This is a genomic window from Brassicibacter mesophilus, from assembly GCF_050433385.1.
Taxonomy (GTDB): domain Bacteria; phylum Bacillota; class Clostridia; order Tissierellales; family Proteiniboraceae; genus Brassicibacter; species Brassicibacter mesophilus.
Map to the genome: position 1 here is coordinate 25,126 of NZ_JBNPXI010000010.1, position 16,813 is coordinate 41,938.

Annotated in this window: 11 protein-coding genes; all 11 read left to right on the forward strand. The window is 28.8% G+C overall.

The window, feature by feature from the left end; all coding sequences use genetic code 11:
- Positions 1 to 115 precede the first annotated feature (115 nt).
- The 11 genes from pepF (at position 116) to HNR33_RS11970 (ending at position 16,808) form a co-directional block, all read left to right on the forward strand.
- Positions 116 to 1,927, forward strand: coding sequence for an oligoendopeptidase F (pepF, locus tag HNR33_RS11920; protein WP_429083571.1), 1,812 nt, complete (start codon positions 116 to 118; stop codon positions 1,925 to 1,927).
- Positions 1,928 to 2,381: 454 nt separating this feature from the next.
- Positions 2,382 to 4,586, forward strand: a complete 2,205-nt coding sequence (locus HNR33_RS11925; protein ID WP_429083573.1) for an extracellular solute-binding protein — start codon at positions 2,382 to 2,384, stop codon at positions 4,584 to 4,586.
- 223 nt (positions 4,587 to 4,809) lie between these two features.
- A complete protein-coding gene (locus tag HNR33_RS11930; protein ID WP_429083742.1) occupies positions 4,810 to 6,303 on the forward strand; it encodes a S8 family serine peptidase in 1,494 nt (497 codons plus the stop codon).
- 33 nt (positions 6,304 to 6,336) lie between these two features.
- Positions 6,337 to 8,550, forward strand: a complete 2,214-nt coding sequence (locus HNR33_RS11935) for an extracellular solute-binding protein (protein WP_429083575.1) — start codon at positions 6,337 to 6,339, stop codon at positions 8,548 to 8,550.
- Positions 8,551 to 8,606: 56 nt separating this feature from the next.
- Positions 8,607 to 10,811 (forward strand): extracellular solute-binding protein, encoded by a 2,205-nt coding sequence (locus HNR33_RS11940; protein WP_429083576.1) that lies wholly within the window; start codon positions 8,607 to 8,609, stop codon positions 10,809 to 10,811.
- A 57-nt stretch (positions 10,812 to 10,868) separates the two neighbouring features.
- Positions 10,869 to 11,741 carry a carbohydrate ABC transporter permease gene (locus HNR33_RS11945; RefSeq protein WP_429083578.1) on the forward strand — a complete coding sequence of 291 codons (873 nt, stop codon included), beginning with the start codon at positions 10,869 to 10,871 and terminating at the stop codon, positions 11,739 to 11,741.
- Positions 11,742 to 11,752: 11 nt separating this feature from the next.
- Positions 11,753 to 12,616: a carbohydrate ABC transporter permease gene (locus HNR33_RS11950; RefSeq protein ID WP_429083580.1), complete on the forward strand. Its 864-nt coding sequence runs from the start codon at positions 11,753 to 11,755 to the stop codon at positions 12,614 to 12,616.
- Positions 12,617 to 12,628: 12 nt separating this feature from the next.
- Positions 12,629 to 13,918: an efflux RND transporter periplasmic adaptor subunit gene (locus HNR33_RS11955; RefSeq protein ID WP_429083582.1), complete on the forward strand. Its 1,290-nt coding sequence runs from the start codon at positions 12,629 to 12,631 to the stop codon at positions 13,916 to 13,918.
- 21 nt (positions 13,919 to 13,939) lie between these two features.
- The gene (locus HNR33_RS11960; RefSeq protein ID WP_429083584.1) at positions 13,940 to 15,358 is read left to right on the forward strand and encodes an ABC transporter permease; all 1,419 of its coding nucleotides are present in this window, start codon (positions 13,940 to 13,942) and stop codon (positions 15,356 to 15,358) included.
- Positions 15,359 to 15,437: 79 nt separating this feature from the next.
- Positions 15,438 to 15,872, forward strand: a complete 435-nt coding sequence (locus tag HNR33_RS11965; protein WP_429083585.1) for a hypothetical protein — start codon at positions 15,438 to 15,440, stop codon at positions 15,870 to 15,872.
- A 225-nt stretch (positions 15,873 to 16,097) separates the two neighbouring features.
- Positions 16,098 to 16,808: a GntR family transcriptional regulator gene (locus HNR33_RS11970; RefSeq protein WP_429083586.1), complete on the forward strand. Its 711-nt coding sequence runs from the start codon at positions 16,098 to 16,100 to the stop codon at positions 16,806 to 16,808.
- The last annotated feature ends 5 nt before the right edge of the window (positions 16,809 to 16,813 follow it).

The window sequence follows — 16,813 nt, forward strand, 5'->3', positions numbered from 1 at the left end:
TAAAACACCATTTAGTAGAAAGTTATACTAAATGGTGTTTTAATTGTTTTTATTTTCAGATTATTGATGTAAAATAAAACATAGAACAAATATTATTGAAAGAAGGTAGATAATTTTGAGTAGTGAATTAAAACCAAGAAAAGAAATAGACATATCATTGACTTGGAACTTATCCCATATTTTCAAAACAGATGAAGAGTACGAAAAAACACTAAAAGAAGTCATAGAAAGCTCCAGTGAAATAGAAAGCAAATACAAAAGTAAGTTAAGCAGCACTGATACTATTTTAAAATGCATAGAGGAATATGAAGAACTATACATAAAAGCTATGTTGACAAATACTTATGCATCATTAGCAACTTCTGTAGATCAGACAGATGTGGATAACCAAGCTAAAGAAACTAAAAATAACATGATATTGTCAGAAGTTTTTAGTAAGTTAACCTTTATAGAAAGTGAGTTAAAAGAAACAGATGACAAAGTTCTAGATGAAGCTATAAATAAAACTGAGAAATATAAAGTATATCTTGAAGATATAAAAAGAAGCAAGCCTCACACACTTCACCCAGAGGTAGAAAAAGCTTTTGCAGGGCTTTCTCCAGTACTTGAAGCTCCTTATAATGTGTATAATCAAGCGAAGCTAGTTGATATGGATTTTGGAAAATTTGATATAGACGGGAAAGAATATCCTCTTAGCTTTGTTTTGTTTGAAAATACTTATCAGGGAGACAAAGATACAGATGTTAGACGAGCAGCTTTTGATGCTTTTTCTAAAAAGGTTAGAGAATATCAAAATACAGTAGCTACAGCATACCAAACTCAAGTACAAAAAGAAAAAATCATATCAAGCATGAGAAAATATAATTCGGTATTTGATTATTTGTTGTTTGATCAAAAGGTTGATAGAGAGCTTTATGACAGGCAAATAGATGTAATAATGGATAAACTAGCACCGCATATGAGAAAATATGCAGGACTTATAAAAAGAATATATGGGGTAGAGGAAGTAACCTTTGCAGACCTTAAAGTGTCTATAGATCCAGACTATGATCCAGAAGTTACTATAGAAGAATCTAAAAAATATATAAAAGGTGCTTTATCTGTTATGGGTAAAGATTATCTTGAACTCATGATGAAATCCTATGATGAAAGATGGGTAGATTTTGCTCAAAACATAGGTAAATCTACTGGAGGATTCTGTGCAACACCTTATGGAGTACATCCTTACATACTACTCTCATGGAATGGACTAATGAGTGAAGTGTTCACCTTAGTACATGAGTTAGGTCATGCAGGCCATTTTGTGCTGTCTCAGCAACATAATAATATGTTTAATGAGTCTCCATCACTTTATTTCATAGAAGCACCTTCAACAATAAATGAAATGCTTCTAAGTAATTATCTGATTAAACAGAAAGATGATCCAAGATTCAAAAGATGGGTTTTATCCTCCATGATCACTAATACATATTACCATAACTTTGTAACACATCTATTAGAAGCTGCTTATCAAAGAGAAGTATATAAAATAATTGATGAAGGCGGCAGTGTTTATGCAAAGAAACTCAATGAGATTAAAAGAGATGTATTAGAAAAATTCTGGGGAGATGCTGTAACTATAAATGAAGGCGCAGAGCTTACTTGGATGAGACAGCCTCATTATTATATGGGACTCTATCCATACACATATAGTGCAGGTCTTACAGTTGCAACTCAGGTGAGCCAAAGAATATTAAGCGAAGGAGAAAAGGCAGTAGAAGATTGGAAAGGGGTGTTAAAAGCAGGAGGAACCAAAACTCCAGTTGATCTTGCTAAGATGGCAGGTGTAGATATAACTACAGATAAACCACTATTAGATACTATAGAATACATAGGAAATCTAATAGATCAGGTTATAGCTCTTACAGACGAAATAAAAAGAAAGTAACTATAATATCATTTTAAAAAGCTCTTTTCTAGATTAATTTTTTCTAGAAAAGAGCTTTTTTATGTTTAGATGTATTACTTCATTTTAAATAGAATATAGGACATATTTTACAATTTTCCGTTATTTTCTATATTTCAAATTTATAATACATATTTTACTTTTATTCTACATTATGCTATAATTTTCCATAGATAATAAGGTAGTTTTTCATATATAAAGATAAAAAAATATAATCTTAAAGAAGTGATTTATATTCAACTAAAAAATATTTCTTACCATGCTCATCTTAATAATATCAAATCTAATGTATTTAATTTCTTCCATTATAAATAGATATGTCATTGACAGAGGATTATAAGTTTCAAATTGAGAGAGTAATTTAACTTATATTTTTAAATCTATTATTCCCCAAAATTATAAAATGAAAGAATTATCAAAAAAGGAGAGAAACAATATGAAGTATAGGAAAGTAATGATTATGTTACTTATACTCTCACTCATGATTACATCCTACGGTTGTAAGGGAACATTAGACACAAATGGAGGTGTTTCATCGTACAAGGAAATCATACTAAGTGATATTTTAGGAGAAGAGTACATATCAAGAATAGATATAAATAGCGATAATGAATTAGTACTGTGCAGCGAAGGAGATAACAGCAGATATCTAATACTAGATGAAAAAGGAGAAATAAAGAAAGAAATAACAGCAGATTTTGGTGGAAGCAAGGATGTTTTTGCTATTAATAATGCAAATAACATGTACATACTATCAGAAATATCAAAGAGAAATAAAAACAAAGACATAATAGGCTTAGGTACAAAACTCCTTTCCTATAATAATGAAGGTAACTTGATTAATGAAGATAACGTAATAGCAGAAGCAAGTGATAATACTGTAAGGTCAGCACAGGATATGACAATAAAAGTAGAGGTAGACAGTAAAGGAAACATATATGCGTTAAAATTAAATGGAACCATAGAAGTGTATGATAGTAGCTTAAAGTCAAAGAAGACAATAGATTCAGTACAGTATAGGGACATAGAAATAGACGAAGAAGATAATCTTTATGCATTACATAGAAATATACAGAAAAAGATTTTAGATAAGATAGATACAGATAATTACAAGACAATATGGAGTAAAGAATATAAAGATACAGATGCGCCGGAAAGTATATACTACAACAAAAACACTAGGAGTTTATACGGCATAAATGCAAACTGGATAGTGAAGTATGATTCAGAAGGAAAAATGACAAAAAGAATACTAAACACAGGAGAACTATCAATTATAGAGTTCATAGTAGATTTTGCAGTAGATGATAAGGACGAAATATATCTGATAGCACAAAATGAAGATAAATACTATCTGATTAAATATATCAAGTCAGAAGGTGAATTAGGAGTGTATAAAGAAGGTGAAGCAGAGAAAAAAGAGATAACTATTGAATTACGGAAAGATGAGGAAAAATTCCTTACAAATGCAGCAAAGAAATTTGGAAAGGAACATCCTGATATAAAGGTTACAGTTAAGACAAATCCTGATATTGAGGAGAGTCAATATAGAGAGAAACTGAATACAGAGCTGATGGCTGGAAAAGGACCAGATATCATATATTTGGACCATTATGACTATATAAGAACGTATATGGAGAAGGGTATATTAGTCAACCTAGATGATATGATAGAAAAGGACAAAGATTTTAACATGATTGCTTATGACCAAGGAATAATTGATATGGTAAGGCTTAAGGAGAAACTATATACTATGCCTATAGACTATGAGTATTTTCACGTCTTTGTATTAAACGAAAGACTGTTAAATGAGAGCGGAATAAGTCTTGATGATAATATGACTTGGAGAGATGTATACAATATTTCTAAGATCTTGAACAAAAACAGTAAAGAAAAAATATATGTTTTACCTAAAATAGAAGATAATAAATTATTTGATCAGATAATATGGCAGGATATTGATTACTATATGGACTGGAATAAAAAAGAAGCTAGGTTTGATAGTACGGAGTTTGCTGATACTTTAGAGTTATATAGAGATATAAAAGAAGATGATATAATGCATCCAGAGCTAGACTGGTATTATATTTTAACAAAATATGGCCGTATAGATATGGATTTAAGCAACATTGCAATATATCCAGGCTATATTGGTACTTATCACTATATTCGTTTTTTTGGTTCGTATTTTGATGATAAATTTGTGGTAGTATCAGGACCAAAGGGTGAATATACAGGAAGTAGAGAGTTTTATAGTCATTTCTTATCAATAAACACTAATTCTAAACACAAAGAAGAGGCATGGAAATTTATTAAATTTGTTTTAACAGAAGAAATACAGTTAAGTAATGAAGGATATTTTTATATAAATAACAAAGCGAATGAAAAGCAAATAGATGATGTGTTTAAATTTCAGGAGAAGTATAAAAAAGATATGGAAAAACGTAATTATTACTATGTACAGGAAGAAGATATAGAAAAAGTCGATAGACTAAAGAATAATATAAATAAGCTTAGAATAAACGATCCGTTCTATGACGTTATTTACGAAGAAATCCAACCATTTCTAAAGGGTGAGAAAACAGCAGAAGAAACAGCAAAGATGATACAAAATAAAGCTGAAATATATTTACTTGAATAGAAACAAATAAAGAAAATTTGGGAAGGCTGTAGCATTACAGTCTTCCCGCATGATTTTTTTGTATTATTTGCATTAAAGTATCTTGATTTTTTACTATTCCAGGAGGATTTTTCTAATGAACTATAAAAATATTCATGTTGTTGTAGTCGACGATGGAGTAAATAGCTAATATTTTGATGGGATATCTCTCAAATATGACATTGAAATTACAAGAGAGCTAAAAATAAAAGAGAGACTTCCAGAATCCTCATACTCCAATAGTCATGGAACCACATGTGCAGCTATTATAAGAAAGTATTATAAGAAAGGAATACTAAGTAGTATTAAGATTTTAGATGAAAATGATTTGGGAAGTAAGCAAAGACTAATTAGAGCAATAGAATGGTGTATTGATAATAAAGTGGATATAGTACATCTAAGTATTGGGAGTGTGTACTATGGAGATAAAAAAGAATTACAGAAGATAATTGACAAAGCAAATGATTTTGGCTTATTAATTATAGCTGCAAATAAGAATGAAGATGTTATTACATACCCAGCTTCTTTTCATAACGTAATAGGAGTCAAATCTCAGAGACATAAAAGTCTTGAAGAAGGACAATATACATACACATTTAAACCATTTGATGGTATAGAAATTACATCTTGCGGTAGTCATTTACTTGAAAATTATAAAGGGAAACAATATACAACACAAAATTGTAATAGCTTTGCAGCACCAATGATAACAGCAATGGTTGCAGAAATTATTGAAAACCTTTCAAATTATTCAATTGAATTAATAAAGAAAATATTATGGGAAAAGTCAAATAATTATAATGAAGATATGCCTTTTTATCAATCCTATAATAGCTTGGAATGGATAAAAAATGCATTAATATTCACTACTTATGATAACCAATTATCTGTTAAGAATTACATTTTTAATATAAAAGAGATAATTAGTATTAATTTAAATACTAAACTTGAAATGTTCAGAGAAGTTTTTAAATATTTAAAATATCATAAATACGCATTAAATGATATAGATACTGTTATAGTGGAATCAGATATAAATATACATGACAGTTTTACTGAAGATATTTTATTACAATTATTTAATTATTTTGATTTTTATCGAAAAAGCATAGTTTTTTTAAGCCCAGAATCTAACAACTTAGTTATTGTAAGCTCTCTGGATATCAGTATTAAGCCTATTTATTACAACCTCCTAAGTCAAAGTAACTATATGAAAATAGAGCAGAACCAGGATAAACCTATTATACTAGTATATGGTGAAATATGGTATAATGTATTAAATGTACTGTCCCAAATAAATGATGAGCTTATGAAAAGAGGCTATATCCCTATAGTGCTTACCGATGATATAAGAGGTGCATACTTTGGATATCATCATTTTTTCGTGCAAGAAGAAAAGTTATTTAATTATGATACAGAAATAAATGAAAAAGTTAATAATTTTATAGGCATATATAATGGAGATATTGGACTGATAGGATTTAGTGGCTTTAGTAAAGATAATAATTTTGTTGAAAAAATAAAAAAGGTACTTGATATAGATATAGTTATTTTAGTAGATGTCAATAAAGAGAACTTCCTATATAATGAAGCACTAGATGAAAGCAGTACTATTATTTTATCAGACCATAAACTACACAAAGATTCTTATAAAGCTGTAGTTGATAGAATATTAGAAATGTATGAAGTCCAAAAATAATATTTATTAAGATTTCAAAAGGGGGAAAAGAAAATGAAATACAAGAAAATAATCGTTCTAATGCTTATACTTTCACTTATGATCACATCCTATGGTTGTACACAAGACAAAAAAACATCAGACACAAATGTAAATGACTTATCCTATAAAGAGATTATATTAAGCGATACCTTGGGAGAAGAGTATATATCATCAATAAATATAAACAGTAAAAGTGAACTTGTGCTATGTAGTGAAGGAGATAAAATCAAATATCTAATACTGGACGAAAAAGGAGAGATAAAAAAGGAAATATCCTTAGACTTTGACGGAAGAGCAGATCTTTTTACAATTAATAATGAAAACAGCATGTATATACTATCACAAATACCGAAGAGAAATGAAAACAAAGATATAGTAGGCTTAGATACAAAACTCCTTTCCTATAATAATGAAGAAAACTCAATTAATGAAGATAATATAATAGCAGAAATAAGCGATAATACTGCAAGGACGGTACAAGATATGACAATAAAGGTAAAATCAGATAGCAAAGGAAATATATATGCACTAAAGCTAAATGGCAGTATAGAAGTGTATGATAATAATCTGAAGTCAAAAAAAATAATAGACTCAGTGGAGTATTGGGATATACAAATAGACGAAGAAGATAATCTCTTTGCACTTCACAAAAACTTTGAAAAAAAGGCTTTAGAAAAAATAGATACGAATAATTACAAGACAATATGGATTAAAGAATATAAAGATACAGATGCACCAGAAAGTATATACTACAACAAGAATACTAAGAGCTTATACGGCATAAACGCAAACTGGATAGTAAAGTATGATTCACAAGGAAACATGATAAATAGAATATTAAACACTGGAGAACTATCAATTATAGAGTACATAATCGACTTTACAGTAGACGATAATGAAGAAATATATATAATAGCACAAAATCAAGATGAAAGTAACTTGATTAAATATACAAAATCAGAAGTTGGATTGGAGTTAAATAAAGAATCAGAAGAAGAAAAAACAGAGATAGCTATTGAATTATGGAAAGATTGGGGCAATTTCTTTGCGAATGCAGCTAAGAAATTTGAAAAAACTTATCCAGATATAAAAATCACAGTTAAAACAAATCCTGACCTAGATTATAAACAATATAGAGAAAAGTTAAATACTGAACTAATGGCTGGAAAAGGAACTGATATTCTATATTTAGACTCAGGGAATAGCCTGATAACGTATATAGAAAAAGATATATTAGTTAATCTTGATGACATGATAAAAAAGGATAAGAACATTAATCTTGATGATTACAATAAAAGTATTATTGATTTATCAAGGTATAAAGATAAATTATATACTATGCCAATAAACTACTACCAATTTTATGGATTTATATTAAATGAAAAATTGTTAAATGAAAAAGGAATAAGCCTTGATGATAACATGACTTGGAGAGATGTGTACAACCTTTCTGAGAGCTTAAATAAAAACAGTAAAGAGAAAATACATGTCTTGCCTAAAATGCAGGAAGAACTATTATTTGAACAAATAATATGGCAGGATATAGATTATTATTTAGATAAAGACAAAAAAGAAGCTAGATTTGATGGAAAAGAGTTTATAAATACTCTAGAGTTATTTAAGACTATAAAAGAAGATGGCATAATGCATCCAGAAATAACTTGGGATCATATTTTGCAAGAATATGGTACTTTGGAGACTGAATTAAATAATATTGCAATATGTCCAGGACAAATTCATGCATATCATTATATTAACTCTTTTGGTGCGTTTTTTAACAATAATTTCAAAGTGGTATCAGCACCAAAAGGAGAATATACAGGTAATAGACTATTTTATAGTGACTTTCTATCAATAAATACTAATTCTAAATATAAAGAAGAAGCATGGGAATTTATTAAATTTATGCTTACAGAAGAAATACAGACAACTAATGAGGGCGTATTTCATGTAAATAACAAAGCAAATGAAAAGCAAATTGCTGAGATTTTTGAATTTCAGGAGAAATATAAGAGTGTTATGGAAAAAAATAAACTTTACTATGTAAAGGAAGAAGATATAAAAGAGCTTGACAGAATAATAGAGAATTTGAATAAATCTGGGACAGGAGATCCATTCTATGATGTCATTTATAAAGAGATTGAGTCATTTCTAAAGGGCGAAAAAACAGCAGAAGAAACAGCAAAGATGATACAAAATAAAGCTGAAATATATTTACTTGAGTAGAATTATAACTAAATATGCTTTTTAGGAAGCATATCATAACAAAGAGGAGATGGAGGATGAGAACTAAAAGAGAAATAATTTTACTACTTATACTTATACTTTTACTTATCATTACATCCTATGGCTGTACAGGAAAAAAAGAGGCATTAGACACAAATGGAAATAATCTATCATACAAGGAGGCTATACTAAGTGATGCACTAGGAATAGACTACGTATCAGCAATAAATATAAACAATAAAAATGAACTTGTACTGTGCACTGAAGGAGATAATACTAAATACATAGTATTAAACGAAAAAGGAGAAGTGCAAAAGGAAATAACCCTAGACTTTGATGGAAGGGCAGATCTTTTTACAATTAATAGTGAAGATAATATATATATACTGTCAGAACTATCAAGAAAAAATGAAAACGATGACATGGTAGGTCTAGATACAGAGCTTCTTTACTATAATAATGAGGGAAATTCAATTAATGAAGATAGTATAATAGCGCAATCAAGTGACAATACTGCAAGAACAGTACAAGACAGGACAGTAAAAGTAGAGGCAGACAGTAAAGGAAATATTTATGAACTAAAGTCAAATGGTAGTATCGAAGTGTATGATAATAATCTAAAGTCAAAAAAAATAATTGGTTCAGTACAGTATTGGGATATACAAATAGACGAAGAAGATAATCTTTTTGCACTTCATAAAAATACTTTAGAAAAAATAGACACGAGCAGCTACAAGACAATATGGAGCAAAGAATATAAAAATACAGATGCACCGGGAAGTATATATTATAACAGAAATACTAGGAGTTTATATGGAGAAAATTCAAATTGGATATTAAAGTATGATTTAGAAGGAAACATGACGAATAGAATACTAAGTACTGGAGAACTATCGACTATTGAGTACATAATCGACTTTACAGTAGACAATAACGAAGAGATATATGTAATAGGAGAAAATCAAGATAAATATAACCTGATTAAATACATAAAATCAGAAGAAGAAATAGAAGAAAGGCAAGATGAAGAAGAAAAGACAGAGATAACTATTGAATTATTGAAAGACTGGGGTAATATCTTCGGAGTTGCAGCTAGGAAATTTGAAGAGCAATATCCTAATATAAAAGTTACAATTAAAAGAAATCCTGATCTTGATAAAGAACAGTATAGAGAAAAGTTAAATACTGAGCTAATGGCTGGAAGAGGAACTGATATTCTACTTTTGAGTTCAGAGGATAGCTTAATAACATATATAGAAAAAGGTATACTAGTTGATCTTGATGACATGATAGAAAAAGATACTGATTTTAATATTGATGATTACAATAAAAATATAATTGATCTAACAAGGTATAAAGAGAAGTTATATACCATGCCTATAAATTACCACAAATTCTATATCTCTGTATTGAATACAAAATTATTAGATGAAAAAGGAATAAGTCTTGATGATACCATGACTTGGAGAGATTTATATAATCTTTCTAGAAAACTAAATAAAAACAGTAAAGAGAAAATATATGTTTTGCCTAAAGTACAAGAAGATATATTATTCGAACAAATAATATTGCAGGATGTAGGTTATTATTTGGATAAGGATAAAAAAGAAGCTAGATTTAATAGCAAGGAATTTATAGATACTCTAGAACTATTTAAAGACATAAAAGAAGATGACATAATGCATCCAGAACTAACTTGGTATCGAATTTTTCAAGAATTTGATAGGTTGGAGACTGAATTAAATAAGATAGCAATAATTCTAGAAGAAATCAATGAATATTACTATATCAACTATTCAGGTGCGTATTTCAATGACAGCTTTAAAGCAGTATCAGCACCAAAAGGAGAATATACAGGTAATAGACTATTTTATAGTGATTTTCTATCAATAAATACTAATTCAAAACATAAAGAAGAAGCATGGGAATTTATTAAATTTGTGTTGACAGAAGAAGTGCAAAAAAGAGATGAGGGAAGGATTCATATAAATAACGAAGCAAATAAAAAACAAATATCTGAAATGTTTGAACAACAGGAAAAAACTAAGAATGCTCTGAAAAAAAGTAATCTTTACTTTATAAAGGAAGAAGATATAAAAGAAATGAATAGAATAATAGGCAATCTGAACAAAGTTAGGGTAAATGATTCTTTCTATACTATTATATATGATGAGATTCAGCCATTCATAAAGGGTGAAAAGACAGCAGAAGAAACAGCAAAGATGATACAAAATAAAGCTGAAATATATTTACTTGAGTAAAATTAAGATTAGCATAATAAATGCCATGAATTCTTGAGGGGAAGAGGGTAGTATTACATGTTTTTAAGGTTTAGTAAAAAAGATAAGCTTTTAGCTGCCTTATTTATTGCACCAAGTATAATTGGACTACTAGTATTTTACATTCTTCCGTTTATATGGATGATATTATATTCTTTTTTTGACCAGCCTGTAAATGGAAGCTTTGTAGGATTTAATAACTATATTGGGTTAATTAATAACGGAATATATAGAAAAGCACTGCTTAATAGTGGCATATTTACTGGAGTCAGCGTTCCATTGATAATTGTTCTATCATTAGTATTAGCTATTTTGTTAAATCAAAAGATACATTTTAAAAATACTCTAAGAACCTCTTTTATAGTCCCTTTAGTTGTACCTGTAGCTTCGATTATTTTATTTTTTGAATATCTATTTGATTATAATGGATTTATAAATAAGATTTTATCATTATTCAATATGACTAATATTGACTGGGTAAATTCGTCGTGGGCTATGTATTTAGTAATAATTATTTATATATGGAAAAATCTTGGATACAACATAGTATTATTTTTAGCTGGTCTTCAAGGTATTCCTAAGGAATATTATGAAGCAGCAGATATAGATGGAGCTGGAGTTCTGGCAAAGTTTTTTAATATAACAATAATTTATTTAATGCCCACTACCTTTTTTGTAATTATTATATCAATAATTAACTCCTTTAAGGTTTTCAAAGAAATATATCTTTTATCAGGGAACTACCCTCATGAAAGTATATATATGCTCCAGCATTATATTAATAATATGTTTAATAAGCTTGATTATCATAAACTAGTTACATCTGCAGTATTAATGGCTATCTTTGTTTATTTAATCATATTTATACTGTTTAGACTTCAAAAAAGAGTTGAAAGATATATCGAAGGTTAAGGGGGATAGATATGAATAATAATAGAAAGTTATTATTAACTGCGTTTTTAATAGTAATAGCTATAATAATACTTATGCCTCTTATAGTAACAATTACTAATTCCTTCATGGGAGATAGTGAAATAAGAGAAAGCTATGGAGCATTTTCTGATGAGACTGTGGAGGGCAAAGAAGAAAAATATAGAAGTATTAAACTGATTCCAGATAGTATTGTGCTAGATCAATATTATGAAGCTTTAATAGCAAAGTCTAAATTTCTAAGAATGTTCTGGAATTCTGTTTTCATTGTGCTCCCTATTGTAATAGTTCAGACAATAATTTCTTCAATGGCTGCATTTGTGTTTGCGAAAATTAATTTTAAAGGAAGAGATATACTCTTTTTTGTCTATATAATAATAATGATGATGCCATTCCAAGTTACACTTGTTCCTAATTATTTAGTTTTAGACAGATTAGGTATAATAGATAATTTCTTATCTATTATACTGCCAGGGAGCCTAGGAGCTTTTGGAGTTTTCCTCTTAAGGCAGTTTATGATTTCAATTCCTAACGAGTATATTGAATCTGCAATGGTAGACGGATGTTCATTGCCTCGTATTTTTTTAAAGATCATACTTCCATTATCAAAAGGAGGAATTGCTTCGTTAGCCATATTGTCTTTTATAGATAACTGGAATATGGTTGAGCAACCATTGATATTCTTAAAGGATATAAATAAACATCCATTATCTATATATCTTTCTGAAATAAATAATTCTGAACTAGGTATCGCATTTGCTGCTAGTGTTATATATATGGTGCCTGCGCTGCTAGTGTTTTTATATGGTCAAAATTATTTAATCGAGGGTATTTCCCATTCTACAATAAAAAAATAGGGAGAGGTTTGTATGTATGAATTAGAAGATGATAAAAAAGTTGAGTTAAGAAAGAGAAAGATATTAAGAGCAGGTCAAATATTTTTTATCATTATTATAATCCTTACCTTTACATCCAAAAGCATTCATAATTTAACTCTTCCAAAGGTCAATGCTGAAAATGTAAAGTCTGGAAGCTTAACTAAAGAAATTGTTGGTAAAGGGATAGTAGGTGCTAAGGAAAGGATAGAGTATTATACTAGCTTTTCTGTCCCTGTTAAGGATGTTAAAGTATCTGTTGGTGACACTGTTAAGAATGGAGATATCCTATTGATTTTAGATAAGGAACCATTAGTGTCGGACTTAGAAAAAAAGAAGATTGAGCTTAAGGAACTAATGCTTAAATATGAAAAAACTTTGTTAGAAAATCTAGAGAATACATTACATACATATGAACAAAAGGTTGAAGAACTACAGGTTGATTTGTTGAAGTCAGAAAAAGAATTGACAATATATACACAATTGTATAATGAAGGGGCTGCGTCAAAAAATGACCTAGATGATAAGAAAAGTGAATATGAATTAGCAAAGATGAAGCATGAAAATGCTAAAAATGAGGTTGAGATACAAAGAGAAAAGGCTAAGAAGGATAAGGAGAACCATGAGAAGCAAATTGAACTTATGGAGCTTAATATATCAAGTACTCAAATGGAAATAGATGAACTAGAGAAGAAGACTGATAAGGCTACTGTGACGGCACCAACTGATGGTGTAATAAAGGAGCTTAATTATAAGAAAGGCATGGTTGTCAATAATTCCAGTCCTTTATACATACTTGATAGTTCTAATAAGGGATTTGAGATTGAGGTTACACTTAATAATGCAGATTGTGAATATTTACAACCAGGGGACGAAGGACAAGTTTTTGTTAAAAATGAAGATAACAGTGTAATAGATGGAAAAATTGAAACTATAAAGAGAGCTGACAATAAAGATAAAAGAGCAGTAGTGGTAGAACTTGATAGTGTTGATCTTGCCGGAGGAGAATCAGGAGAACTATATATAAAGAAGCCTATAGGTTCATATGAATTTCTCATTCCACGACAAGCTTTAAGAGAAGATGACGAAGGTAAGTTCGTTTATATATTACAGGAAAAGGAAGGGCCTCTAGGCAGAGAATATTATGCTATGAGAAAGAACGTAACGGTAGGAGATTCTGACAATAGATTTATAGGCATAATCTCAGGGTTAATAGGAGATGAAAGAATTATTGTAAGGAGTAGTAAATTTTTAGATGATGGAAGTCAGGTTGTTGTTGAATGATGAAAGTAAGGAGGGGGTGATATGAAAATACATTTTGAAAGAAAATATGTTGTTCTATTTCTATTTATTTTTTCTCTACTCCTATGTCAATCAATATATATTTATATAGAAGAAATTAATAGTACTACTGGATATGAAAAATTGATAATTGGATTAAAAGAGGGTATACCTATTGAAAATGGAATGAGTGTTGATGAAGTTGAAGCACTTAACAGAGCTGTATCACCACAAATGTCTACATATTATGCAACTGATGAGTCAGTTGTAACTTCTGACTATGGGGCCTTTCAGGCTCAAGTTTACGGTGTGCTGGGAAATTTTAATGAATTTAGTAAGGTTGAATTAAATAATGGTTCATTTATAAATGACAATGATAACAATTCTAATAACTATGTAGTAGTAATAGAAGATACTATAGCTCAGAAAATATTTAAAAGCGAAAATGTTATTGGCTTAAATATGAACATATATAATGAGAAGTTTGAAATAATCGGAGTAGTTTCTTCAGAAGGTGCAATAATGGAAAAGATGTTGAACAAAGAGTTGCCACATATATATATACCATTAAACACCATGAAAGACATTAATTCTAATACATATATAGGAAATATTGAATACAAGAATAATGACAGCTATTTTGACAAAGCATTTATGCTGGATAAAATAGAATTAGTGGGAAAAAACTCCAATAATTATTTTGTTGAAGATTTAAACATAACAGGAATTCAGCAAAAACAGAAATATGATATTTTAATATTTATATTAGGAGCATACTGTTTATATAGACTACTAAAAGTTTTATTTTCTATTATTAAATCTATGCATAATTATTTCAAGGATAGTATTAAGAAGGATTATTTGACAGACGCACTTAAGATTGGAAAATTAAGATATATGAAAGGGCTTATAATGATTGCTGGAATAGTGTTATTAGGAGTGTTTATATGGAAGGAAATATCTTTTAGCTTATATATTGCTCCAGAAAAGATTCCAGATAATCCCGGAAGTATTTCTCAACATTTTTTAGTATTGAAAGAGTATTTATTTGATTTTGTCAATTTTGATTATATTCATCCACTGTATAAAATTAAGTTATCTAGATTTTTACAAAGAGTTAATAACATAGTATTTTTAATAGGTATCGTATGTGAGCTTTATTTGATACTATATGTTATTAAAGATAAATCAAATGAAATAAAGGATAAGATAAATAGATTTTTAAATTTAGGTATATATTTAGTTGTATCTGTCTTATTGTCAGCTTTTCTGCTTTATCTATCGGGACTACCAGTTTTGTTATCAGCTGTAGATATAGTATTAATATGGATTTGTTTTACAGTTATTTTACTACCTTATAAAGAAGAATATTTAAAATTACTATATAACATAAATCATTATACAAATAAAATTTACAAAAGTGAATCAAAAAACATTAACTAAAGCGAAACAAAAACTTCAGTGAAAGATCTCAAAGTAGTGTATAATATAAATACTTAGCTTTAAGAAAGGAGGGTTCGTCGTGTCAAATGAAATTCTTCAACAAGTGCTTAGTACGATGAAAGATATGCAAAATGAATTTAAGGGCATGCAGAATGAAATTAGAGGTATAAACAGCAGACTTGATGGCGTAGAAAGCAAAGTTGATAGGCTTGGAAATAAAGTTGATAGTTTTGAAAATAAAGTCAATAGCATTGAAAGCAAAGTCGATAATCTTGAAAATAAAGTCAATAGCATTGAAAACAAAGTTGATAATAACCATAAAGAAGTTTTATCTCGCTTTGACAAACTTGAGGATAAACTAGATGATTTAGAAGGTAGAAATGCTGCAAATCATGTTGCTACGAATACTAGGCTCGATAAACTGACAGACGACTTAGATTTCCTTACTCATAAAGAGCTCCAAACTGAAAAAGAAGTATTTAATATTAAGAAAAGACTCGAAGCTATTAGCTAGATTACGAGTATAAAGATAAAGATTTGAGTTGTTAATATTATATGAGGACTATTATATAGAGGATATTAGTACAAAATTATGTACTGATATCTTTTTGTTTTATTAACTTATCTTTAACATAGAATTTGCTATATATTAACATAGCCATGATATTATCAAAACACAATAATGCAACAATTGGTACTAATGATTCTCAAAAAATTGATTATTTGGGAAGTGATTAATTTGAAAGATGAAAAAGATGTGCTAATAATAGATAGGCTCTTAGAAGATATTGTTGCAGGAAAGTATAATGAAAATGATAAATTGCCATCAGAGAATGATCTTGCTGATAAGCATAAAGTGACTAGGATAACGGTTAGAAAAGCTTATAGTAGATTAGAAGAAATGGGATATTTGTACTCTAAACAAGGAAAAGGAAGGTATTTAAACAATAAGCAGCAAAAAATTGACCTGTCTCTTTCAGGAGATGTAAGCTTTAGCCAGAAAATGAAGGATAAAGGATATAATTTTGATTCTAAAAACCTGTTTTGTAAACAAGTTAAATATAATGAAAAAATTTATAAAGAATTAAATATTGGTGAAAATGACAAAGTATATAAAGTCGGACGATTAAGATTAATAGATAATAAGCCTATTGCATTACACATATCTTATATAGCTCAATCATTGTTTAATGACATTAATATAGTAGGTAAAGATATTAAATCAATGTTTGAGTATTATAAGAATAATGGATACAAGGAATTTGACTCTACTAAAAGTATGCTAAGCATATCTTTTCCTACCCATTTTGAAAGAAAAATATTCGAATGCTCAAATTTAATTCCAATGCTTATTGTAGAAAGTAATTGCATTGACAAGTATACAAGAAAAACCTTAGAGTTTACTAAAATTATATATCGCAGTGATATATTTAAATATCAAATAAAATAGCTACC